Annotated in this window: 23 protein-coding genes; 11 read left to right on the top strand and 12 right to left on the bottom strand. The window is 68.1% G+C overall.

The window, feature by feature from the left end; translation table 11 throughout:
* The first annotated feature begins 23 nt into the window (after positions 1-23).
* The 5 genes from ACFXNW_RS16290 to ACFXNW_RS16270 all read left to right on the top strand — a co-directional run bounded on the left by ACFXNW_RS16290 (position 24) and on the right by ACFXNW_RS16270 (position 3,880).
* Positions 24-410, top strand: a complete 387-nt coding sequence (locus tag ACFXNW_RS16290) for a hypothetical protein (RefSeq protein WP_379418480.1) — start codon at positions 24-26, stop codon at positions 408-410.
* Between the two features lie 10 nt (positions 411-420).
* Positions 421-1,947 carry a trypsin-like peptidase domain-containing protein gene (locus ACFXNW_RS16285; protein WP_379418479.1) on the top strand — a complete coding sequence of 509 codons (1,527 nt, stop codon included), beginning with the start codon at positions 421-423 and terminating at the stop codon, positions 1,945-1,947.
* Between the two features lie 33 nt (positions 1,948-1,980).
* On the top strand, positions 1,981-2,397 hold the full coding sequence (gene tatB / locus ACFXNW_RS16280; protein WP_379418478.1) for a Sec-independent protein translocase protein TatB: 417 nt from the start codon (positions 1,981-1,983) through the stop codon (positions 2,395-2,397).
* A 52-nt stretch (positions 2,398-2,449) separates the two neighbouring features.
* On the top strand, positions 2,450-3,310 hold the full coding sequence (locus ACFXNW_RS16275) for a hypothetical protein (RefSeq protein ID WP_379418477.1): 861 nt from the start codon (positions 2,450-2,452) through the stop codon (positions 3,308-3,310).
* Positions 3,311-3,583: 273 nt separating this feature from the next.
* Positions 3,584-3,880 carry a hypothetical protein gene (locus tag ACFXNW_RS16270; RefSeq protein ID WP_379418476.1) on the top strand — a complete coding sequence of 99 codons (297 nt, stop codon included), beginning with the start codon at positions 3,584-3,586 and terminating at the stop codon, positions 3,878-3,880.
* 6 nt (positions 3,881-3,886) lie between these two features.
* On the opposite strand, the gene ACFXNW_RS16265 is transcribed toward ACFXNW_RS16270, so the two are convergent.
* From ACFXNW_RS16265 to dapE, 6 genes are all read right to left on the bottom strand, one after another.
* Positions 3,887-4,825, bottom strand: coding sequence for a glucosyl-3-phosphoglycerate synthase (locus tag ACFXNW_RS16265; RefSeq protein ID WP_379418475.1), 939 nt, complete (start codon positions 4,823-4,825; stop codon positions 3,887-3,889).
* On the bottom strand, positions 4,822-5,703 hold the full coding sequence (folP, locus tag ACFXNW_RS16260) for a dihydropteroate synthase (RefSeq protein WP_379418474.1): 882 nt from the start codon (positions 5,701-5,703) through the stop codon (positions 4,822-4,824). Before folP ends, ACFXNW_RS16265 begins: the two co-directional genes overlap by 4 nt.
* A gap of 52 nt (positions 5,704-5,755) precedes the next feature.
* On the bottom strand, positions 5,756-7,561 hold the full coding sequence (locus ACFXNW_RS16255) for a long-chain-acyl-CoA synthetase (protein WP_379418473.1): 1,806 nt from the start codon (positions 7,559-7,561) through the stop codon (positions 5,756-5,758).
* Positions 7,524-8,144, bottom strand: coding sequence for a TIGR00730 family Rossman fold protein (locus tag ACFXNW_RS16250; protein WP_379418472.1), 621 nt, complete (start codon positions 8,142-8,144; stop codon positions 7,524-7,526). Before ACFXNW_RS16250 ends, ACFXNW_RS16255 begins: the two co-directional genes overlap by 38 nt.
* A complete protein-coding gene (locus ACFXNW_RS16245) occupies positions 8,138-8,944 on the bottom strand; it encodes a TIGR00730 family Rossman fold protein (RefSeq protein WP_379418471.1) in 807 nt (268 codons plus the stop codon). Before ACFXNW_RS16245 ends, ACFXNW_RS16250 begins: the two co-directional genes overlap by 7 nt.
* Positions 8,945-9,057: 113 nt before the next feature.
* Positions 9,058-10,158 (bottom strand): succinyl-diaminopimelate desuccinylase, encoded by a 1,101-nt coding sequence (dapE, locus tag ACFXNW_RS16240; protein ID WP_379418470.1) that lies wholly within the window; start codon positions 10,156-10,158, stop codon positions 9,058-9,060.
* Between the two features lie 115 nt (positions 10,159-10,273).
* Between dapE and dapD the strand changes: the two genes are divergently transcribed.
* The 3 genes from dapD (at position 10,274) to ACFXNW_RS16225 (ending at position 14,098) form a co-directional block, all read left to right on the top strand.
* Entirely contained in the window at positions 10,274-11,221 is a 948-nt protein-coding gene (gene dapD, locus ACFXNW_RS16235; protein WP_379418469.1) for a 2,3,4,5-tetrahydropyridine-2,6-dicarboxylate N-succinyltransferase, read from the top strand.
* Positions 11,222-11,432: 211 nt separating this feature from the next.
* A complete protein-coding gene (locus ACFXNW_RS16230; RefSeq protein WP_379418468.1) occupies positions 11,433-12,905 on the top strand; it encodes a serine/threonine-protein kinase in 1,473 nt (490 codons plus the stop codon).
* Positions 12,881-14,098: a hypothetical protein gene (locus ACFXNW_RS16225; protein WP_379418467.1), complete on the top strand. Its 1,218-nt coding sequence runs from the start codon at positions 12,881-12,883 to the stop codon at positions 14,096-14,098. Before ACFXNW_RS16230 ends, ACFXNW_RS16225 begins: the two co-directional genes overlap by 25 nt.
* Positions 14,099-14,155: 57 nt before the next feature.
* On the opposite strand, the gene ACFXNW_RS16220 is transcribed toward ACFXNW_RS16225, so the two are convergent.
* Entirely contained in the window at positions 14,156-15,580 is a 1,425-nt protein-coding gene (locus ACFXNW_RS16220) for an acyl-CoA synthetase (protein ID WP_379418466.1), read from the bottom strand.
* Between the two features lie 179 nt (positions 15,581-15,759).
* Between ACFXNW_RS16220 and ACFXNW_RS16215 the strand changes: the two genes are divergently transcribed.
* Entirely contained in the window at positions 15,760-16,608 is an 849-nt protein-coding gene (locus tag ACFXNW_RS16215) for an oxygenase MpaB family protein (RefSeq protein WP_379418465.1), read from the top strand.
* 10 nt (positions 16,609-16,618) lie between these two features.
* Here the strand turns inward: ACFXNW_RS16215 and ACFXNW_RS16210 are convergent, their stop codons facing one another.
* The gene (locus ACFXNW_RS16210) at positions 16,619-17,245 is read right to left on the bottom strand and encodes a TetR/AcrR family transcriptional regulator (protein WP_379418464.1); all 627 of its coding nucleotides are present in this window, start codon (positions 17,243-17,245) and stop codon (positions 16,619-16,621) included.
* 131 nt (positions 17,246-17,376) lie between these two features.
* Here ACFXNW_RS16210 and ACFXNW_RS16205 point away from each other — a divergent pair, with 131 nt between their 5' ends.
* Positions 17,377-18,237, top strand: a complete 861-nt coding sequence (locus ACFXNW_RS16205; RefSeq protein ID WP_379418463.1) for an oxygenase MpaB family protein — start codon at positions 17,377-17,379, stop codon at positions 18,235-18,237.
* A 9-nt stretch (positions 18,238-18,246) separates the two neighbouring features.
* Here the strand turns inward: ACFXNW_RS16205 and ACFXNW_RS16200 are convergent, their stop codons facing one another.
* The gene (locus tag ACFXNW_RS16200; RefSeq protein WP_379418667.1) at positions 18,247-19,149 is read right to left on the bottom strand and encodes a proline dehydrogenase family protein; all 903 of its coding nucleotides are present in this window, start codon (positions 19,147-19,149) and stop codon (positions 18,247-18,249) included.
* A gap of 44 nt (positions 19,150-19,193) precedes the next feature.
* The gene (gene pruA / locus ACFXNW_RS16195) at positions 19,194-20,834 is read right to left on the bottom strand and encodes an L-glutamate gamma-semialdehyde dehydrogenase (RefSeq protein WP_379418462.1); all 1,641 of its coding nucleotides are present in this window, start codon (positions 20,832-20,834) and stop codon (positions 19,194-19,196) included.
* Between the two features lie 105 nt (positions 20,835-20,939).
* Here pruA and ACFXNW_RS16190 point away from each other — a divergent pair, with 105 nt between their 5' ends.
* Positions 20,940-21,335, top strand: coding sequence for a hypothetical protein (locus ACFXNW_RS16190; RefSeq protein ID WP_379418461.1), 396 nt, complete (start codon positions 20,940-20,942; stop codon positions 21,333-21,335).
* Positions 21,336-21,360: 25 nt separating this feature from the next.
* Here the strand turns inward: ACFXNW_RS16190 and dapC are convergent, their stop codons facing one another.
* Positions 21,361-22,452, bottom strand: coding sequence for a succinyldiaminopimelate transaminase (gene dapC / locus ACFXNW_RS16185; RefSeq protein ID WP_379418666.1), 1,092 nt, complete (start codon positions 22,450-22,452; stop codon positions 21,361-21,363).
* 38 nt (positions 22,453-22,490) lie between these two features.
* Complete coding sequence (gene fdxA, locus ACFXNW_RS16180) at positions 22,491-22,814, bottom strand: ferredoxin (RefSeq protein ID WP_163824164.1); 324 nt, start codon at positions 22,812-22,814, stop codon at positions 22,491-22,493.
* Positions 22,815-22,920: the final 106 nt, after the last annotated feature.

Here is a 22,920-nt window from a genome sequence, read left to right as displayed (position 1 = left end):
TCGGTTGGAAGGGTGAGCACCGAATGAGTGGCGACTCCAGTACGTCAGGTCGTTCACCGCGTTTCCGCTCCACCGAGCATCTGGCGAGCGAGGCCGTCGCCGCCTATGTGGACGGCGAACTCCGGATGAACGCCTATCTGCGTGCCGCCCAGCACCTTTCTGTCTGCCCCGAGTGCGCGGCCGAGGTCGAGGCCCAGCAGCAGGCGCGCATCGCTTTGCGCCGGGCAGGCCAGGTATCGATTCCGCACGGGCTGCACGACAGCCTGACCCGCATTCCGCTGGGCGAGCTGCCCGGCACCGATCGTTCCGCCGCCCCACATTCCCGTGACGAGGCCGTTTCCGGTTTCCTCGGTGGGTCTTTCAGCGCGAGCTTCGACAGTAGGCGGTGGACAACGTGGTGGCGCAAGTAGAGTTTGGCGCGTGACCACCGAATCGACGAACACCGGATCGGCCGACACCTCGGATTCGGCGGCCAACAGGGGGAACCTGCGGCCGCCCGATGCGCCCGTACTCGGGCCGCGCCCGGTGTACCGGCCGCACGTGGATACCCATACCGCTCGCGCCTTCCGTCGCCCGTCCGGCCAGGACGGATCCTTCGCGCCCCGCTCGGCCGGCGCCGCCGCCCAGAACAGCGACAAGGTGCAGAACCGGCCGCCGGACGCCGTGCTGGCCGAGGCCTTCGCCCGCCCCGCGGGATCGGATGAACTGCTCCAGCGTGACCCCGACGCCGTCACCGCCGACACCGAGATCGCAGGCCCGCCCGATCCGTGGCGCGATCCGGAATCCGGCGCCCGCCTCGGTGCGCCCGCCCTGCCCTCCCCCGCGCCCCAGACGCTCGGCGCCGCTACCAAACTGTCCGCGCGTGAGGTGCTGTTCGGCTCCCGCGTCGCGCCACGCGCGCTCGTTCTGCTCGCGGTGATCGCGCTGGCCATCGGCCTGATCGGCGGGCTCGTCGGCCGGTTGACCGCGGAGACCGCCTCCACCCTCACCTCACGCAAGGTCGCCCTCGAGCAGACCGGCGATCCCGAGCAGCCGCACGGCCAGATCGCTCAGGTCGCCGATGCCGTGCTGCCCTCGGTGGTGTCGATCCGCACGACCGTCGGCGACAACGGCGCCACCGGCTCGGGCGTGGTCATCGACGGCGACGGCTACATCGCCACCAACAACCACGTCATCTCCATGGCCGCACAGGACAATTCCGGCCGCGCCAAGATCCAGGTGATGTTCTCCGACGGCACCCGGGTGCCCGCGAATATCGTCGGCCGCGACACCAAAACCGACCTCGCGGTGCTCAAGGTCGATGTGAAAAATCTCACTGTCGCTCAGCTCGGCAAGTCCGAGGACGTTCAGGTGGGCGATGCGGTGCTGGCCATCGGTTCCCCGCTCGGACTGAGCAAAACGGTGACCTCCGGCATCGTCAGCGCGCTGCACCGCCCGGTGAAACTCGAGGGCGAGGGCAGCGACACCAAGGCCGTCATCGACGCCGTGCAGACCGACGCCTCGATCAACCCCGGTAACTCCGGCGGCGCCCTTGTGGACATGGAAGGCCGGGTCGTCGGCATCAACACCGCGATCCGCAGCGAGACCGGCGGATCGGTGGGCCTCGGCTTCGCCATCCCGGTCAACGTGGTCACCGACGTCGCGCAGACGCTGATCCGCGACGGTGTGAAGCACCATCCGGTGATCGGCCTGAGCGCCCGCACCAAGTCCGTGGCCAACGAGGCCATGAGCGGCGCCGAGGTGGCCGACGTGGCGCCGGGCGGGCCCGGCGCCGACGCGGGCATCGTCGAGGGCGACGTCATCGTCAAGGTCGGCGATCGTGAGGTCACCGGGCCGGAAGAGCTGGTCGTCGCAGTTCAGGCGAACAACATCGGCGATACGGTGACGGTGCGGTTGATCCGGGAAGGCCGGCAGGTGGACGTTCCGGTCACGCTGGAATCCGACTGATCCGACTCCCCCCGGGCGCGGTAGCCTGGTCTGGTGTTCAGCAACATCGGGTGGAGCGAGATGGTGATCCTGCTCGTGGCCGCCCTCGTCATCCTCGGCCCGGAGCGCCTGCCCGGTGCCGTGCGCTGGACCACCCGCAGCCTGCGCCAGGTGCGCGATTACGCCAGTGGCGCGAGCGCGCAGTTGAAACAGGAGCTGGGCCCCGAATTCGAGGATCTGCGTAAGCCGCTCGCCGACCTGAACGAGCTGCGCGGAATGACCCCGAAGTCCATGGTCACCAAACACCTTCTCAACGGCGACGATTCGCTGTTCAAGGACATCGACAAGGCCATGCCGGATAAGCAGGATCTCTACGGAACCAGTAGTGGCATGCCTGGTTACCCAGCGCCGAAGCTGGAGAAACCGTTGGAGCGCAACGAACGTCCGCCGATCGACTCCGACGCCACCTGATCTGTCAAGCGTTCTAGACACCGTGTCGGCTAACGCTGTCTAAACTTCGCACATGTCGGCCGATGACGTGGCGCGGGTGTTCGCGATCGAAGACAAGGTCGAGCGCCTCAAGGCAGCCACTGACGGTGTCGCGGCGGCGCAGCAGACCATCAACGAACTCACGCGGATTCGTCGTGCGGTGATTCGTGAGTTACATGCCGAGGGCTGGACGTTCGCCAGAATCGGTGCGGCAGCCGGTCTTTCCCGTGCGCGCATCCATCAGGTGAGCACGCAGGGCCCGGCCCCGGAGGGATTGTTCTTCGGACACGGTGCGCTCACTGTGCTCACCCCTCGGGTCCGCAGTGGACGGCTTGTCGGGGCACCCGATCCCGCCGCTGCCCCGCGCCTGGCCGAGCTGCTGCGCGAACTGGGGTTCTCGGTGACCGTCGAGCATTTCCTGCCCGGCCATCCGATCGACCTGCACCGCGACGGGCTGATCGTGCTCGGCGGCCCGGAACTGTCGCCGAGTCTGCGTCAGCTCATCGCCGCCGATCCGAGGCTGCGGCGCACAGTGGCCAGAGCCGGTGACGGCCGCCGAGGTATCGAGGACCGCGCGGCCAGGCGGGTGTACCGGCCCGCGGGACCAGAACCACACGACATCGCCTACCTCGCCCGACTGCCGCGTCCCGATGGCCGCGGCTCGATACTGGTGATCGACGGGCTGCACCCGCCGGGGTCGCTCGGCGCGGTCCGGCTGTTGGCCACTCGCCTTGCCGGTCTGCACGAGCGCGCGGGCACTCGGCGGTTCTCGGTACTGATCGCGGTGCGGTTCGAGCGCAGCACCGGTGAACCCGTCGAGGCGGAACTGCTGACGCCGGTGTATCGCCATGAGGCCGCCGACGCGCGACCGGTGGCGCTGCGGCAGCGCCGCTGAGAGCCTAATTTCTACGAGAGCCCCGGACCCGCGACGCGAGCGCCTGCGATCCCACGCGATCCCCCATCCGCGCAGCGGTATGTCGCACCCCTACCAACCTGGGCTCCGGCCCGCCGGTAGCCCAGCGGCGCGTGATGATCGCACCAGCACCCTCCGGGTTTCGGCGCCCTTTCCCCATGCTTAGATAGCCGAGAAATAACCGCCCGAGGGCGTGGTCGCTGCACAACCTCGGGTTTCCGGCAATCACATGACGCGGAGGCACAGGTGAATGTGATGACGATCCTCGCGGTGGCACTGATCGCAGTCGGATTGCTGGTGACCGTCGCTGTGTTCATCCGCAAGCCCGCCGATCACCGCCGCGCACACGTCACGGTGGCCGAGCTACAGGCCAGGCTCGCCGATGAGACCGAGCCGGAGGGCGAGCACGCGGCCGACGAGGCGGAGCCGACTGCCAGCACAGCGGAGCCGACTGTAGCCGAGACCGAGCCGACCACCGAGCCTGAACCCTCGGCCGAGCCGAATCCGCCTACCGCCACCGAAGCCCGCGAGGACAAGCCCGAGGCGGGCTGAACAACCTCAGGCCGCGACGCTCTCCGGCCGCACCGTGTTCATCGGCGGCCGGTCGGTGAGGCAGACGTCGGTGCTGTGCGCGGTGAAGGCGTCTCCGATCAGCGGGAACTGCGTCAGGGCAGCGCCGGAATCGCGGACACCACTACGGCCGAGCACGGTGCCGAGGATCTGGCGGCTCATCACGCCGAGATCGGCCAGCGGGCGGTTGCGGTGGGTGCGCACACCGAGGTTGACCTGGCCGATGGCGTCGAGGCCGAGACGGTCGTAGGTGTCGAGCAGCAGCCCGATCTCCACGCCGTAGCCGGGGGCGAAGGGGACCGAGGTCAGCAGTTCCCTGGTACCCGCGTATTCACCGCCGAGGGGTTGCAGTACTTCGGACAGGTCCGGGCGTAGCGCTGCCAGCAGCGGGCGGGCGACCAGTTCGGTGACGCGGCCGCCGCCGTGCGCGTCCACCGCACCGCCGTGGCGCAGCGGCCTGCGGTAGTAGGCCTTCACCAGGTGCAGATCGTCCACAGTCAACAGCGGGCCGAGCAGTTTGGGCACGAAAGCCGGATCGGGGTCGATCAGATCGGAATCGACGAAGGCCACCAGGTCGCCGCTGGTTACCGCCAGGGAACGCCACAGCACCTCGCCCTTGCCCGGCACCGGATCGAGCTCGGGAACGGCTTGCTCCCGGCTGACCACGCGGGCACCGGCGGCACGGGCGCGCTGGGCGGTGGCATCGGTGGATCCCGAATCGAGGACAACCAGTTCGTCGACCAGGCTGCCGAGCAGGGGCCGGATGCTCGCCACTACGTCGGCGACGGTGTTTTCCTCGTTCAGCGCCGGCAGCACCACCGACACGGTGCGTCCGGCCTTGGCGGCGATCAGTTCCTCCACCGGCCAGGCCGGGGTATCCCAGGTATTGGTCATCGCCCAGCCGGGCTCACGGTGCTGGATGTTCATACCAGTCCTCGCAGGGTTCGTGCGGGGGGCCGGATGCCCTGTATCGCGGCGATCATGTCCACCACGCGCCGGGTCGCGGCGACTTCGTGGACGCGGAAGACCCGAGCGCCCGCCGCCGCCGACCATGCCGTTGCTGCCAATGTGCCCTCCAGCCGCTCGGTGAGACCGACACCCAAAGTCTCTCCGATGAAATCCTTATTGCTGAGCGCCATCAAGACCGGCCATCCGGTTTTTACGAGAACGTCGACTCCGCGCAATAGTTCGAGCCCGTGGTAGGTGTTCTTGCCGAAATCATGGGTCGGGTCGATGAGGATCGAGTCGCGCCGCACCCCTGCGGTCAACGCCGACTCCGCGGCCCGCAGCACCGTATCGGTGACCTCGGCAACCACGTCGGTGTAGCGGACCCGATGCGGACGAGTGCGTGGAATCGCCCCGCCGGTGTGGCTGCACACGATGCCCGCGCCCAGCTCGGCGGCGACGGCGACGAGGTCGGGATCGGCACCGGCCCACGTGTCGTTGATCAGGTCCGCTCCCTCGCCGACGGCCGTCCGCGCCACCTCGGCGCGCCAGGTGTCGACGCTGATCAGCAGATCCGGGTATGCCGCGCGGATGGCGGCGACGAACGGGACGACCCTGCGGGTCTCCTCGACGGCGTCGACCACCTCACCGGGACCGGCCTTCACCCCGCCGATATCGACCAGATCGGCGCCCTCGTCGACCGCGCGGGCGACGGCGGCCATGGCGGCGGCATCGCTGAAGGTGGCGCCCCGGTCGTAGAACGAATCCGGGGTGCGGTTCACAATCGCCATGACCAGCGCCCGATCCGTCGCCACCGGGCGTCCGCACAGGGTCGGCGACGGCGCGTCGGGGCGGAACATGGCTCCGACTGTACCGACTCGTGTATTGGCCGGTTCCGGCCGTAGACCGCTGTCAGCCCCTGGGGGCGCGGCCCGCCGCGACATCGGCGGCGTATGCCTCGTACGCGGGGACATAACCCGTCGCGCGACCGGCCAGCACATACAGCGCGGTGTCGTTGTCGGGTGTGTAGGCCTGTGTGCGCAGTTCGACTTTGCGGCTCTTGAACGTCGAGGTGGTCTCGAGTTCGTCGACCACCCTGATGAACAGCGGCACCGCATAGCCCGGCAGCTGCTGGTAGGCCAGCCGCGCCAGGGCCTGACCGTCGAATTCGGCACCGGGACGTACCGTCACCGCCGCCATCCCGGCCTTGCCGTCGGTTCCCGGGATGTCCACACCGAACACCACCGCCTGCGAGATCGCCTCCGACGCCGTCAGCGCCGCCTCGACCTCGGTGGTGGCCACGTTCTCACCCTTCCAGCGGAAGGTGTCGCCGAGCCGGTCGACGAAGGCGATATGGTTCCAGCCCTGGTCGCGCACCAGATCGCCGGTGTCGAACCAGACATCGCCGGGCCGGAAGCCGTCGCGCACCAGTTTCGCCTCGGAGGCCGCCTTGTCTGTGTAGCCGTCGAATGGTGCGCGACCGGTGACCTTCGCCAGCAGCAGGCCGACTCCGCCCGAACCCACCCGGCGCAATCGGCCGTCCGGGCCACGTTTGGCTTTTCCGGTGTCGTCGTCGTATTCGACGATGGCGTAGGGCAGCGGCCCGAATCCGGCCGTGCGGTCGACGCCGAACGCATTGACGAAGGCGATATTGGCTTCGCTGGCGCCGTAGAACTCCACGATCCGGCCGATACCGAACCGGCGCTTGAACTCATCCCACAGTTCCGGCCGCAACCCGTTGCCGACGGCCAGCCGGACCCGATGTTGCCGGTCGACCGGCTTGGCCGGCTGATTGAGCAGATACCGGCACAGTTCGCCGATGTAGATGAACGCGGTCGCCCGTTCCCGGATCACCTCATCCCAGAACCGCGACGCCGAGAACTGCCGCCCCAGCGCGAATGTCGCTCCGGCGGACAGCACCGACGACAGCGCGACGGTGAGCGCGTTGTTGTGATAGAGCGGCAGACAGCAGTACATGGTGTCGTTGCCGCGCAACCGGATACCGAGCCCGCCGAGCCCGGACATGCTCTTGGTCCAGCGCAGATGCGTCATGACGCTGGCCTTGGGCAGCCCGGTGGTCCCGGAGGTGAAGATCAGGAATGCCCGCTCGCGCGCGGTCACCTCGGCGCACATCGGCGGATCGGCCGGATCTGCGTGCTCGGCCTCGCCGTGCAGATCCCCGGCGTACAAGACGTGTTCCGGCGCCTCGGCCAGCGAGTCGAGCGCCTCCTGGCATTCCTCGCCGACCACGTTCACCACGCTGCCGAGCAGTCCGAAGCTGTGCGCGAGCACCTGGTCGCGCTGATGGTGGTTGAGCAGGCCGACGGTGGCGCCGAGTTTGACCGTGGCCAGCACGGTGAACAGGGTTTCCGGCCGATTGGTCATCAGCACGCCAACCACGTGACCGCGGCGAACCCCGTGCGCGGTGAGCACGCTCGCATAACGGTTCACCAGGGAATTGGCCTCGCCGTAGCTGTATTCGGCGCCCTCGAACCGCAGGAACGGCCGCTGCGGGTGTTTGTGCGCCGCACGCTGGAAGAACAGCCCGACCGACGCCTTGTCGCCAGGACGCACCAGCATGCCGAGCACATTGCGCAACATGCCCGGGGCGTCCACGGCCATGCCGGGCAGGCTCTTGGCAAGGTCGAATACGCTGACCGTCGCGTCGTTACTCACGTGCTCAGTGCTCCTCGATCGGATTCTGCTGTGCCGCAGCATGTTCGACCGACACTGCGGTCTCCGGCACAAAACCGGCGAGCGCGGCGAACGCCGACGGAATATCCGTGACGACCGTGACACGATCCAATGCGGGCTGCGGCACGAAACCGCGTGCGTGCAGCTCGTCCACCCAGGCGAACAACCCGCTGTAGTGGCCGTCCGGATCGAGGACGACGACCGGTTTGTCGTGCACGCCCAGATACGCACCGGTCCACGTCTCGAAGAACTCCTCGAGCGTGCCGATGCCGCCGGGCAGGGTGAGGAATGCGTCGGCGCGGTCTTCCATGACCTGCTTACGTTCGCGCATCGTGTCGGTGACGACGAGCTCGTCGGCGTCCACATCGGCCACCTCGCGGTGCACCAGATGTTTCGGTATGACGCCGATGGTGTTCGCCCCACCGGCGCGCGTCGCGGTCGCCACCGCACCCATCATCGAGACGTGACCACCGCCGGACACCAATTGCCAGCCGCGCCGGGCGATCTCGGTCCCCACCCGAGCCGCCAAGGCCAGCTGCGCCTGATCGAGGGTGCTGGCCGAACAGTAGACGCAGACGGCGAAGGCGGAATCGGGCTCACTCACCATTTGTCCTCCGTACCCATGGTTTCCAGGTTCTCGCGTTCGCTGGTGGCCTGCTCCAGAATGCGCACCACGTCCTCGACGCTGTCGGTGACGTGCAGCAATTCCACATCGCCCGGCGAGATCTTGCCCGCCGCAAGCAGCGAATCCCGGATCCAGTCCACCAGACCACCCCAGAATCTGGTGCCGAACAAGATGATCGGGAACCGCGTGATCTTGCGGGTCTGCACCAGCGTCAGCGCCTCGAACAGTTCGTCCATGGTGCCGAAGCCGCCGGGCAGGCAGATGAAGGCCTGCGAGTACTTGACGAACATGGTCTTGCGGACGAAGAAGTATCGGAAGTTGATGCCGAGATCGACCCATTCGTTGAGGCCCTGCTCGAACGGCAGCTCGATACCGAGCCCGATCGAATAGCCGCCTGCCTCGCAGGCGCCGCGATTGGCGGCCTCCATGGCGCCCGGTCCGCCACCGGTGATCACCGCGAATCCGGCGTGCGCCAGCGCGGAGCCGATGGCGCGGGCCGCCTCGTACTCGGGATGATCGACCGGCGTGCGCGCGGAACCGAACACCGTCACCGCGCGCGGCACCTCCGCCAGCGCACCGAATCCCTCCACGAATTCGGCCTGGATCCGCAACACCCGCCACGGGTCGGTGTGCACCCAGTCGCTGTCACCGCGGCGATCCAGCAGATTCCGGTCGGCGGTCCCGGTGCCGGGTTTGCGATCCCGGCGGAACATGATCGGCCCGCGGAATCTGGCTGTCGACTTCGGCTTGTTGTTGACTGGCTCGACGGCGTCGGTGGACATGCGAGCAAACCTACCGGGCCGCGAGCTGCGATCGCGGCCGGACCGGTTTTCCCGGCACCCGCCATCCGATGGTTGCCCGCGGTTCACTCGCAGACCATCGGGGACAGCATCTTTCAGCCGGCAGCGCCCGTCAGATAACTCCGCAGCATCGCGCTGACCTGCGTGATCTGCGCCAGCGGTACCCGCTCATCGCGTTTGTGCGCCAGGTTCGGGTCGCCGGGCCCGAAGTTCACTGCGGGTACGCCGCGGGCGGCGAAACGGGAGACGTCGGTCCAGCCGTATTTGGCGCGCACCCCGGCCGCGCCGTGGGCGTGCACCGCGGTGATCAGGTTCGCGGCCGCGGGAGCGGTGAGGCCGGGCAGCGCGCCGGGCGCCGCGTCGGTGACCTGGAAGTCGAGGTCGAGGCCTGCGAAGACCTCGCGGACGTGGTCGGTGGCCTGAGCGACGCTGCGATCGGGGGCGAAGCGGAAGTTGACGTCGACCTCGGCGGCGTCGGGCACCACATTGCCTGCCACCCCACCGGCGACCCGGACCGCGGACAGCCCCTCCCGATAGACGCAGCCGTCGATATCGACCTCACGTGCCCGATACTCCGACAGTCGTTGCAGTACCGGAGCCAGCCGGTGAATGGCGTTGTCGCCCAGCCAGGCTCGTGCCGAATGCGCCCTGGTCCCCGAGGTGCTGAGCCGCACACGCAGTGTGCCCTGACAGCCGGCCTCGATCCAGCCGCCGGACGGCTCGCCGAGGATCGCCAGATCGCCGTCGAGCCATTCCGGTCGTTCGCGTTCGATGCGGGCCAGGCCGTTGAACTCCGCGGCGATCTCCTCGCAGTCGTAGAAGATCAGCGTCAGATCGTGGGCGGGCTCGGCAATGGTCGCGGCCAGATGCAGGAACACCGCGTCACCGGACTTCATGTCGACGGTGCCGCAGCCGTACATCACCGGCTCACCGTCCTCGGTGTCCATCCGACTGGGCACGTTATCGGCGATCGGCACGGTATCCAGATGCCCGGCCAGTATCACCCGCGTGGGCAACCCGCGATCGGTGCGCGCCAGCACCACGTTGCCGTCGCGCACGATCTCGAAACCGCTGGTCTGCGCCCGCAGCGCGGCCTCAACCGCATCGGTGACGGCCAGTTCGTCCCTGGACACGCTCGGGATATCGACGAGGGCGGCGGTGAGGGCAATCGGGTCGGCACGCAGATCGAGGGTCACCGGCTCAGCGTAGTCAGCGGTCACTCCGTGCAGTCGGTGGCAACGCCGTGATCTGCGCGGCTGCCGATGACGTGGCTGCACCACCGGCCCCGTCCGGTCGGTAGGCTCTGCTGACGTGAGCATTCAGGGAGCAACTGCAGTCGGTATCGCCAATGTGACCGCGGACGGCACCGTCCTCGACACCTGGTACCCGAACCCCCAGCTGGGTGAATTCGCCGAGACCGCGACCAAGCGGCTCGACGAGGCTCCCGCGGAGTTCGCCGCGCTGATCGGTCCCGACGAGGCGCGCGGTGTCGAGGTGATCGCGGTGCAGACCACGATCGCCGACCTGTCCGCCGCGCCCGTGGACGCCCACGACGTCTACCTGCGGCTGCATCTGCTCTCGCACCGCCTCGTCCGCCCGCACGAGGTGAGCCTGGACGGCCAGTTCGGCCTGCTCAGCAATGTGGTGTGGACCAACCACGGCCCCGCCGCGGTGGAGGGTTTCGAAAACACTCGCGCCAAGCTGCGCGCCCGCGGCCCGGTGACCGTCTACAGCATCGACAAGTTCCCCCGCATGGTCGACTATGTGGTGCCCTCCGGTGTGCGCATCGGTGACGCCGACCGCGTCCGCCTCGGCGCGCACCTGGCCTCGGGCACCACCGTCATGCACGAGGGCTTCGTCAATTTCAACGCGGGCACCCTCGGCGCGTCCATGGTCGAAGGCCGGATCTCCGCCGGCGTCGTCGTCGGTGACGGCTCCGACATCGGCGGCGGCGCCTCCACCATGGGCACCCTCTCCGGCGGCGGCACCACCGTCATCTCCATCGGCGAACGCTCGCTGCTCGGCGCCAACGCAGGCCTCGGCATCCCCCTCGGCGACGACTGCGTCCTCGAAGCAGGCCTTTACCTCACCGCGGGCACCAAGGTAACCACCCCGGACGGAACCACCGTCAAGGCCGCCCAGCTCAGCGGCCAGAACAACCTCCTGTTCCGCCGCAACTCCCTCACCGGCGCCGTCGAGGTCGTCCACCGCAAGGGCACCGGCATCGAACTCAATGCGGATCTGCACGCCAACGACTGATCGGCTCGGTGCGGCCACGCCGTTCCCGCGGCAGTCGACGGGCTGAGCCGACACCGGCGTGGTGATCGCCGTGGCGCCGCGCAGATCCTCGGCGATACGGGCTGGTGATCGGTTCAACCGCACCGCACATGCCCAGCGCAGCAGGCGATCTGCGTGGGTCGCGGCGCCGGAAACGATTGAACACCCAGGTCGGGTCGGTTAAGTTGCCCACATGCACGCACTCCGGCCCGGTGCCGACTTCGCCGGGTATCGGATCGAGCGGGTGCTCGGTGTGGGTGGGATGGGGAGTGTGTACGCGGCTCGGCATCCGCGGCTGCCTCGGCTGGTGGCGCTGAAGCTGCTGCATTCCTCGTTCGCCGAGGATCCCGTGTTCCGGGGGCGGTTCGAGCGGGAGGCCGAGCTCGCGGGGCGGCTGGATCATCCGAATATCGTCACGATCCATGATCGCGGCCGGGAAGGGTCGCAGCTGTGGATCAGCATGCAGTACGTCGAGGGCACCGATGCCGAGGCGGCCGTGCGCAACAGGCAGATGCCGCCGTTGCGTGCGTTGTCCGTGGCCGCGGCCACCGCCGACGCACTCGACTACGCCCACAGTGCGGGCATGCTGCACCGCGATGTGAAACCCGCCAACATCCTGATCCGCACCGATCCGGCGGCGAATACTCCGGAACGGGTGCTGCTCACCGACTTCGGCATCGCGAAGGCGCGTGATGAGGCCACCGCGCTGACGCAAGCCGGGACTCTGCTGGCCACGCTGCGCTATGCCTCGCCGGAGCAGTTGGAAGGTAAACCGCTGGATCCGCGCTCGGACCAGTATTCGCTGGGCTGCACGCTGTTTCACCTGATCGCCGGGCAGGCACCGTATCCGGCGGAAAGCGCGGCAGCGTTGATCAGCGCGCATCTGGTGCAACCGGTGCCGCGGATCAGCGCGGTGCGACCCGACCTGCCGCCCGCGCTCGACGATGTTTTCGCGCGCGCTCTGGCAAAGGACCCGCAGCAGCGTTATGGCAGCTGCGCGGAGATGGTCGAGGCAGCGCGCCGGGCGTTCACCGATCCCCCACCTGCACCACCGCCGGCGGCGCCGCCGCGGCGCCGGGCATGGTGGCCGGTCGCGGTCGCGGGGACCGTGGCGCTCGCGGCCGCCGTGACGGGCACAGCCGTCGTCCTCGCTCGGTCCGACGACGGCGTGCAGACCCAGCAGACGACAACCGCTGCCCCGCCGACGGTCGGTGTGCCGCCGACGAACACCACCTCGGCGGCCCCCGACCCCTGGGCGGCCGGCCGCGACACCATCGCCCTGTTCCCCGACCTGCTGCCCACGCGTCCCGACAGCACCGGATTCCGCGGCCTGGAATGTAGTTTCGCCACCAAGAACCCGAATGCGGTGTGGACATACGGTTTCAACTGCTTGGACGCCGACAAAGTGGAGCTGCAGGTCCTCACCCACGACGACGCCGCAACCGTCGACTCGTATATCGCCACCCGGCCCGCCGGCGCCACCGAGCAGGTGCGTTCCCGCTATGGGCAGTCGTTGATCGTGCGAAAGTTCAATGGATCAACAGGTCCGTGGGTACTGGTCCAGTTCGCCGATGAACCTCGCGCCCGCATCACCTTTCAGGTCTTCTGGAAAGACCACACACACCAGGAGGTGATCGACGAATGGGTACGCACCGCACCGTTCTGACCCGGCTCGCCGTGGCAGGCGCGCTCGCGATGATGACGGCCTGCTCGACGGTGGAAGGTACACCGATTGCCGCCGAGATCGACGTGCGCACACTGGACGTCGGCGATTATCCGATCGAACCGCTCGATGTCGACAGTGTGCACGTTCCCTCCGACGGCCCCATCTTGGAGGGCCTGCGGATGGGTGCCGCGATCGCGGTACCGCACGAGATCGACGACGACCTCGTGCACAGCTGGGGCACCGATGTGATCGATAGCCCGAAGAAGGCCGCCGACGTCTCGTCCATCTCGAACGTCAACCTGCCGACCCTGGAGCGGCACGGCTTCCTGGTGGCTTTCGATATCGCCGAGGGCGATGAGCCGTTCCCCACCGATGTCCGCCCGACCGAGACCGACGCGACCGTCACCCGGATCGTGCTGATGCGCTTCCCCGATGCCGCCCGGGCGAGCACCGCTGCCCGCGAGCTGGAGAGCACCGACTTCGCGGCGAACCCAGACAACCGGCCGGTGACGGTGCCGGGATACTCAGGGGCACACGCGCATTGGCGTCCAGGAATCAAGACGGTCAGCGCTCTGCTCGCCCATGACGAGATCGTCATCAGCGTGTTCCTACAGCATCCGACGCCGGATCTGGACGCGATGACCACCCGCCTGCGCGAGGTATTCGACGCACAGCTCCCCCTGCTCGACGACTTCGAACCCGCCCGACCCGACGAGTTCGCCGACCTGCCCCGAGATCCCGACGGGATGCTGAGCCGCGCCCTGACCCCAGGCCCGCGCGATCAGCGGGTGCCGATCTCCTCCCGCGACTACGCCGCCTGGAGCGGACGCGCCGTCATCCATTTCCAGCCGACCGACGAACCAGACATGCGCGCGGCCTGGGACGGCGGCGGCGTCGACGCGGTAGCCCAGTCCGGCACCACCACGGTCTTCCGTTTCCGTGACAACTCAGCGGCCACCGCCTTCGGCACCGCCTGGTCCGACAGCCAGACCCCGTACACCCAGCCCATCGACCCACCAGCCGACGTCCCCGACGCCCGCTGCGCCGAACGCTCCGCCACCACCGACAAACCCGCGACATCCCGCTGCTACATCACCTACCGCCGCTACGCCGCCTTCGTCACCGGCGACGACCCCACCGACGTCCGCCAACAGGCCGCAGCCCAGTACGCGCTGCTGGTCAACACGCAGTAGGCGAGCTACACCGCCGGCTCGGACCACGCCGGACATCGTGGCACTGCCCGGGATCGCTCAGGCGAGGAGCTTCTTCTGCACCTTCCCCATGGCGTTTCTGGGCAGCGATTCGACTATCCGCACCTCGCGCGGGCGCTTGTGCGCCGATAGTTGCTTCGCCACGTGGTCGATCAGTTCCGATTCGGCAGGCGCCGCCCCGGCGCGCACCACCACGAACGCGACGATGCGCTGGCCGAGGTCGGGATCGGGGAGGCCGACGACGGCTGCTTCGGCGATAGCGGGGTGGCCGAGGAGGGTGGTTTCCACTTCGCCCGCGCCGATACGGAAGCCGCCGGATTTGATGAGGTCGACCGATTCGCGGCCGACGATGCGGTGGAAGCCGTCGGCGTCGATGACGGCGACATCGCCGGTGCGGAGCCAGCCGTCGTCGGTCCAGCATTCGGCCGTTGCCTCGGGGCGGTTCAGATAGCCGCCGAAGAGCATGGGTCCGCGGACCTGGAGTCCGCCGATGCTTTCACCGTCGTGCGGGACGGGTGCGCCGGATTCGTCGCGCAGACGGGTTTCCACTCCGCGCACGGGTATGCCGACCCAGCCGGGGCGGCGTTCGCCATCGGCACGGGTGGACAGGGTGATCATGGTTTCGCTCATGCCGTAACGCTCGACCGGTGCGTGGCCGGTGAGTTCGGCGAGGCGCTCGAACACCGGGACGGGCAGTGGCGCGCTGCCGGAGACGAGCAGGCGGGCGTCGGCCAATTGCTTGGCGGCGTCGGGGTCCTCGGCGATACGCGACCACACCGTCGGCACACCGAAGTACAGCGTACCGGGGGCGGCGGCGTAGGCCTCGGGTGTCGGCTTGCCGGTGTGGATCAGCGGGCTGCCGACCCGCAATGCGCCGAGCACGCCGAGGATCAGGCCGTGCACGTGGAACAGCGGAAGCCCGTGCACCAGAACGTCGGCCGCGGTCCACGACCACGCGTCGGCGAGCGCGTCCAGTCCGGCGGCGATAGCGCCGCGACTGAGTACCACGCCCTTCGGCAGGCCGGTGGTGCCCGAGGTGTAGAGCACGAATGCCGTTGTCTCCGGACCGGGTTCGGGATACGAATGCCACGACCTGGCGTGCATCCGGACCGGGACGACCGGGAGTTCGGTGCCTTCCGGCGCCTCACCCAGCCAGGCCTGCGCACCGGAATCGGCCAGGATATGGGCGGATTCGACGGGCCCGGCGTCCGGCGGAACCGGCACTACCGTCACACCGGCGATCAGGCAGCCGATGACAGCGAGGACCGTGGTCGCGGTCGGCTTCGCCAGCACCGCTACCCGATCCGCGCGGGCGATCCGCTCGGCCACCGACGTGGCGGCACCGAGCAGATCACTGCGCGACAAGGTCACACCGTCGATGGTGACGGCATCGGGGATATCTGCGCCCGCGGCGACGGCGAGCGGATCCAGTGAGCGCAGCAGCAGCGGCGGACCGTACGACATCCGCCCACGCTACCGTGGCGCGAGCGACGGCCCGGAGGAGGCAGCGGGGCGTCATCACGCAGGGCGCGGGGAGCGCCGCCACTCGGACAGCGCGCGATCGGCAGCGCACCGTTGACACTCCCGATGACGCGGTGAGAAAGTAGTTGCATAACCTTCTCAGCGGCGAGATGGGGTCGACGATGACCAGTACTTCGCGCGCGACCACCCGGTCACGCACCGGCGAATTCGATATCCGACGGCATATCGACGGATCCGCCGCATTATTCGGCGCGGCCGCCAACGTCATCATGCAACTGAGCCACCCGGCCGTCGGTTACGGCGTACTGGAGAGCCCGGTGGACAGCGGCAAGATCATGCTGCATCCGATCAAACGCACCCGCACCACGCTCACTTTCCTGGCCGTGGCCGTGCTGGGCAGCGACGAGGAACGCGCGGCCTATCGCGAGGCCCTCAACCACTCGCATCGCCCGGTCCATTCGAACCGATCCAGCCCGGTGCAGTACAACGCCTTCGATCCGCGCCTGCAACTCTGGGTGGCGGCCTGCTTGTACTGGGGCGGACGTGACATGCACGATCGCCTGCACGGCCCGATGGACGACGCCACCGCCGATGCCTTCTACCAGCACGCCGTCCGCCTCGGCACCACCCTGCAGATGCCGCAGCGTCTGTGGCCCGCCGATCGCGCTGCGTTCGACCGGTTCTGGACCGAGAGCCTGGCGGGCACCTCGATCGATCCCCCGGTCCGGGACATGCTCGACGACATCGTCGATCTGAAGATGTTCCCGCCGCCGGTGCGGGTCCCACTGCGCCGCTTCCACCGGTTCGTCACGGCCGGCCTGCTGCCGCCGCACCTGCGTGAGCAGATGGGCATGGACTGGAGCGAGCAGGACGAACGCAGGCTGGACCGCGTGCTACGCACCGTCGGCGCGGTCGAAGCTCGCCTGCCGGTCGCCGTGAAGACCTTCCCGGTCAACGTGTTTCTGACGGATCTGCGGATACGCCGCCGCCTCGGCATGCGTTTGGTCTAGCGGTTCCCGATCACGGGATCCGGAACGACACCACCACGTGATCGCGCGCGAACGCCCGCGCCGCCGCGTCGTCATCGAGCGGGATCACCGTCTGCGGCGTCAGCGCCAGCGACAGCGCGGTCCTGGCGATCATCTCGGCCAGCGGCAGCGGGTCGTAGTCGGGCAGCTTGCCCTCACGCTGCAACCGGGTGATGAATTCGGCGACGTAGTCGCGGCCGAGTTCGATGACCGGCCCACCCTTGACCGTCAGGTAGGGCAGCACGATTTCCGGCTCGGTCTGCAACAACCGGTCGAGCAGCTTGTTGCCGCGCAGCCCGTCGAGGAAAGCCACGAACAATTCGACGATCTGATCCTCGGCACCGGCATCCCGTTCGATCTGCCGCTGCACGGCCGCGTCGACACCGTCGATGAACTCGCGCGTCTGCTGCAATCCGACGGCTTGGATCAGGTCGGTCTTGCCCGCGAAGCGCCGGTAGAGCGTCGCCAGCGAGAGCCCGCCACGCCGGGCCACCTCGCCCATACTGGTGCGCTTGATACCGAAGTCCAGGAACGCCAGCAGCGCCGCGGACAACACGGTTTGATCCTGATCCTTGCGCTGGGTGCGCACCAGCGGGAGCAGATCGGCCAGCGCGGCCATATCGGTACCTCCGGCAGACTCGGCGAAGCAATGACACACCAAGCATCGCACAATTTCACTCTCGATTGACACGCGCCGTGAGCAAATGAGAAAGTTTCCGCGTTACCTTCTCACCGGAAGTGAGGTCAACGATGACCGCTGTCGCGCCCGCCACCCCCGGCGAACCCGTCCCCGCACCTGCGGCGGACTTCGTCGTCGAGGACTACATCGACGGTGTCTCCGCCTTCCTCGGCGGCACCGCCAACGTCATCATGCAGCTGGGCCTGCGACCGGTCGCCTACGGGGTACTGGAGAGCGACGTCGACAGCGGCAAGGTGATGGTGCATCCGCTCAAGCGGCTGCGCACCACCCTCACCTATCTCGCCGTGGCGATGATGGGCAGCGAAGCTGAACGCGCCGCCTACCGCGAGGCCGTCAACGGCTCACATCGCACCATTCGGTCCACGCCGTCCAGCCCGGTGAAATACAACGCTTTCGACCCGAACCTGCAACTGTGGGTCGCCGCGTGCCTGTACTACGGTTTCGCCGACATGCTCGACAAGCTGCGCGGCGGCATCGACGACGCCGCCGCCGACGCCTTCTACCAGCACAGCGTCCGGCTCGGCGCCACCTTGCAGATGCGCCCGGAGATGTGGCCCGCCGACCGCGCGGCCTTCGACGAGTACTGGGAAACGAACCTGGCCGCCACCCGGATCGACCCGGTGATCCGCGACTACTTCAACGATCTGATCGATCTGAAGATGATGCCGCGAATCGTGCAGGTGCTGTTCGCACGTTTCCAGCGGTTCGTCGTCACCGGCGTGCTGCCGTGGCATCTGCGCCGGGAGATGGGCATGCGCTGGTCGGCGCGCGATCAGCGCTGGTTCGACCGGCTGATGCGGCTCATCGGCGTGGTGGTCACCCGATTGCCCGAGCGGGCCAGGATGTTCCCGCTCAACTTCTACCTGTGGGATCTGCGCAGGCGGATGCGCAAGGGCGCGCCGCTGGTGTGACCGGTTCGGCTATCGGCCTGCGAGCGCTCGCAGGAAGAACCCGAGGTTCGCCGGCCGTTCCGCCAGCCTGCGCATGAGATAGCCGTACCACTGGTTGCCGTAGGGCACGTACACCCGCATGGTGTTTCCGGCTATGGCGATGCGGTCTTGTTCGTCGTCACGGATGCCGTAGAGCATCTGGTATTCGACGTCGCCCGCGCCGCGGCCGGTGTCGGCGAGCAGCAAGTCGGCGGCGGCGATCATCGCCGGATCGTGGGACGCGACCATCGGATAGCCCTCGCCGCGCATCAGCACCTCCAGGCAGCGCCGGTAGGAGGCGTCGACCTCGTCGCGGTGCTGATAGGCCACCTCTTCGGGTTCCCGGTAGGCACCCTTGCACAACCGGATCCGGGAGCCAGGGCCCGCGAAGTCGCGGCAGTCGCCTTCGGTGCGCCGCAGATAGGCCTGCAATACGGTGCCCAGCCACGGGAATTCGTCCCGGAGTTCGGCGACGGCGGCGAGGGTGGCATCGGTGGTGGTGTGGTCCTCGGCGTCGACGGTCACCCAGATGCCTGCCTGTACCGCCTTGGTGCACAAGGTCCGCAGATTCTCGGTGGCGATCGCGGGGCCTTCATCGGGCAGGGTCTGACCGAGCGCCGATAACTTCACCGACACCTCCAATGGCGCCGCACCCGCGGGCCCGAGCGAAACATCCAGCGCCGACAGGTCATTGAGCAGCGACAGATATTCCGCCACCGCCGCGTCGGCCTGCGCGCGATCGGTGGTGTTCTCGCCGAGATAGTCGACGCTGATGGCCCGCCCGCTCGCCAATAAGGTCCTGGCCACCGGGATCAGGTTCGCCCTTGTCTCCCCCGCCACGAATCGCCGCACGATATCCGCGGTCACCGGTGTGCCGGTGACCAGCCGCTTCATCCGCGGCGACCCGGCCGCGGCGAGAATGGCGGGCCGCAGCGGGTTCACGCCTGCGACCCCATATGCGGGTACCGGTGCTCGACCGGTGGGACGAAGGTCTCCTTGAGCACGCGCGGGGCGACCCACCGCAGCAGGTTCAACGGCGAACCGGCCTTGTCATCGGTACCGGACGAGCGTGCACCACCGAACGGCTGCTGGCCGACGACCGCGCCGGTCGGCTTGTCATTGACGTAGAAATTGCCCGCCGCGAACCGCAATGTCGCCGACGCCTGCTCGATCGCATGCCGGTCCTGGGCGAATATCGCACCGGTCAACGCGTACGGTGCCGCCGATTCCACCTCCGACAACACCGTGGCGTAGGCGCCCGGCTCGGCGTCGTCGTAGACGTGCACCGACAGGATCGGGCCGAAATACTCGGTGGTGAAGGCCTCGTCGCGCGGATCGTCGGACAGCAGCACCGTCGGCCGGACGAACCAGCCTTCGCTGTCCTCATAAGTGCCGCCGACTGGAATGCTCAGCCCCGCCGACCTGGCGCGCTCGATGGCGGCCACGCTCTTGTCGTAGGCGCGCCGGTCGATCACCGCACCACCGAAGTTGGACAGATCCGCGACGTCGCCGTAGTTGAGTTTTCCGGTCAGGTTCAGGAAGTCGTCACCCATTTCGCGCCATAGCGAGCGCGGCAAGTATGCGCGGGAGGCCGCCGAACACTTCTGCCCCTGATATTCGTAGGCGCCGCGCACCAGGGCGGTGGTCAGTGCGGCCGGCTCCGCGGAGGCATGCGCGACGATGAAATCCTTGCCACCGGTCTCCCCGACCAGGCGCGGATAGCCGCGGTAGCTACCGATATTCGTGCCTACCTGGCGCCACAGGTACTGGAAGGTCTTGGTGGACCCGGTGAAGTGGATACCCGCCAGCCGGGGATCGGACAGCGCCACCTCCGACAGCTCCACACCGTCACCGGTGACCATATTGATCACACCTGGCGGCAGTCCGGCCGCCTCCAGCAGCCGCATCGTGTAATACGCGGCCAGGGTCTGGGTGGGCGAAGGCTTCCACACCACCGTGTTGCCCATGAGGGCAGGCGCGGTCGGCAGGTTGCCCGCAATGGCGGTGAAATTGAACGGAGTGATCGCGTAGACGAACCCTTCGAGCGGCCGGTAGTCCATCCGGTTCCATACGCCCGCGCTCGAGTGCGGTTGCTGCTCGAGGATTTCACGGGCGAAGGCGACGTTGAACCGCCAGAAGTCGATCAGCTCGCACGGGGCGTCGATCTCGGCCTGCTGCACCGATTTCGACTGGCCGAGCATGGTCGCCGCGGCCACCGTCTCCCGCCACGGCCCCGACAGCAGGTCGGCCGCACGCAGCAGTACTGCCGCGCGTTCGTCGAAGGGCAGCGCGCGCCAGCCGGGCGCGGCGGCGATGGCGGCGTCGATAGCATCGCCGGCCTCGCCGTGGGTGATATCGGTGTAGGTGCCCAAGACCTGCCGATGCCGGTGCGGTGCGACGATCTCGTGCCGGGCGCCGATTCCTGGCCGGTGTTTACCACCGATGACCAGCGGTATCTCGACTGTCTCGGCGGAGATCGCGGCCAGCTTGCTCGCCAGCCGCTCCCGCTCGGGACTGCCCGGCGCGTAGGTGTGCACCGGTTCGTTTTCAGGGGCAGGGACAACCGTGACAGCGTCCATAACCAAGGCTAACTCCGGCACGCGCCGCAGCGCAGAAACCACGCCCACCTGCACCGAAGGTGAATCGCAAGGTTTTCTTCAGCACGAGTCCGGACACTGACGCCCATGTCCGGTTACTCGCGGCGCACCTCGCCGATCATGCTGTTCGCGCTCGTCGCTCTGTCGGCCTTCGCGGTCCTGTTCGGACCTGCGGCCGCCGCGCAACCCGCGCCCGCCTCGCAGACCTACCGGGTCGAATTCGCACCGGGCGCCGACGAAACCACCGTCGAGGGTGGGTTGATCCGCACAACCACCAACACCCACCTGGTGAATGCGCAGGCCGGGCAGGCCATGCGGGTCTCCATCGTCTCGGCCGAAGACAACGCGGTCTTCGATATCTACGCCCCCAGCGGCGCCCGCATCGACATGGCCGCCGCGCTTCCCGAAACCGGTGATTACCGGATCGTGGTCGGCGCTACCCGCGGCAACGCGTCCTACCGGCTCCACATCCAGGTGCGTTGACCCGCGACGTCGTGGTCTGCATCGTTCAGGCGAGCCGGGTCGCTGCTTCCGCGATCCGCTCGTCGGTGGCCGTCAACGCGATCCGCACGTGCTTGGCACCGGCAGGCCCGTAGAAATCGCCGGGAGCGGCGAGGATGCCGCGGTCGGCGAGCCAGTCGAGGGTGGTGCGGCAGGGTTCACCGCGGGTGGACCACAGGTACAGGCCCGCCTCGGAATGGTCGATCTGGAAACCGGCGGCCCGCAGAGCCGTGCGCAGAGTTTCGCGGCGGGCGCGGTAACGCTCGCGCTGCTGGTTCTCATGCGCGTCGTCGCCGAGTGCCGCGGTCATCGCCGCCTGGATCGGGAACGGCACCATCATGCCGGAGTGCTTGCGCACCTCCAGCAGTTCGGCGACCAGTTCCGGATCACCGGTGACGAAGCCCGCGCGGTAGCTGGCCAGATTCGACGTCTTCGACAGCGAATGCACCGCGAGCAGACCGGTGTGGTCGCCGTCGCAGACCTCGGGGTCGAGCACCGACACGGCCCGGCCTTCCCAGCTCAAACCCAGGTAGCACTCGTCGGAGGCGACGATGGCCCCGCGCTCACGGGCGAACGCGACGACCTTGCGCAGATGTTCGACACCGAGCACCTTGCCGGTCGGGTTCGACGGCGAGTTGAGATAGATCAGCGCGGGCGACTGCGGACCCAGCTGGGTCAGCCCGTCCGCGCGCGCGATCCTGGTGCCCGCCAGCAGCGCGCCCACCTCGTAGGTGGGATAAGCGACTTCGGGGATGACCACCAGATCGGCGGCACCGAGCCCGAGCAAGCGGGGCAGCCCGGCGATCAGTTCCTTGGTACCGATGACCGGCAGCACCGCCGCCTGGTCGATCCCGGTGATCCCATACCGGCGACGCAGCGCACCGACCGCCGCCTCACGCAGTGCGGCGGTGCCGTGCGTGGTCGGATATCCGGGAACCTCCGCGACCGAGTTCAGTGCGGCGCGGATCAGCGGGTCGACCGGATCGACCGGCGTACCGACCGACAGATCGACGATCCCACCGGGATGTGCCGCGGCCTTGGCCTTCGCGCCTGCGATGGTGTCCCAGGGGAAATCCGGCAGCAGCGAGCTGACCCGCACGCGTGCTGCCGCGTTACCGGTAGTCGACAACCCAGCGCTCACTCAGACGCCATGGGCGGCAGTTCCTTGATGAACGGCGGATCGAAGTCGACCTTGCCGACCTTCGTGGCGCCGCCGGGCGAACCCAGCTCATCGAAGAAGTCGACATTGGCGTTGATGTAGCCGCTCCACTGATCCGGGGTGTCGTCCTCGTAGAAGATCGCCTCGACGGGGCATACCGGCTCACACGCACCACAGTCCACGCACTCGTCGGGTTGGATGTAGAGCATGCGGCCACCCTCGTAGATGCAATCCACGGGGCATTCCTCGATGCACGCCTTGTCCTTCACGTCAACGCACGGTTCAGCGATGATGTACGGCACTGCCGTTCTCCTAGTCTGTCCTCACCTCGGGGGTACTGCGCCCGGCACAAGTATCCCTGGCGCCTCACACGTTACCCTCGGTCAGCCTGCCCTAACTTCGGGCGTG

It is taken from the genome of Nocardia sp. NPDC059180, from assembly GCF_042754945.1.
Lineage (GTDB): Bacteria > Actinomycetota > Actinomycetes > Mycobacteriales > Mycobacteriaceae > Nocardia.
This window is presented reverse-complemented; position numbering and strand designations above follow the sequence as displayed.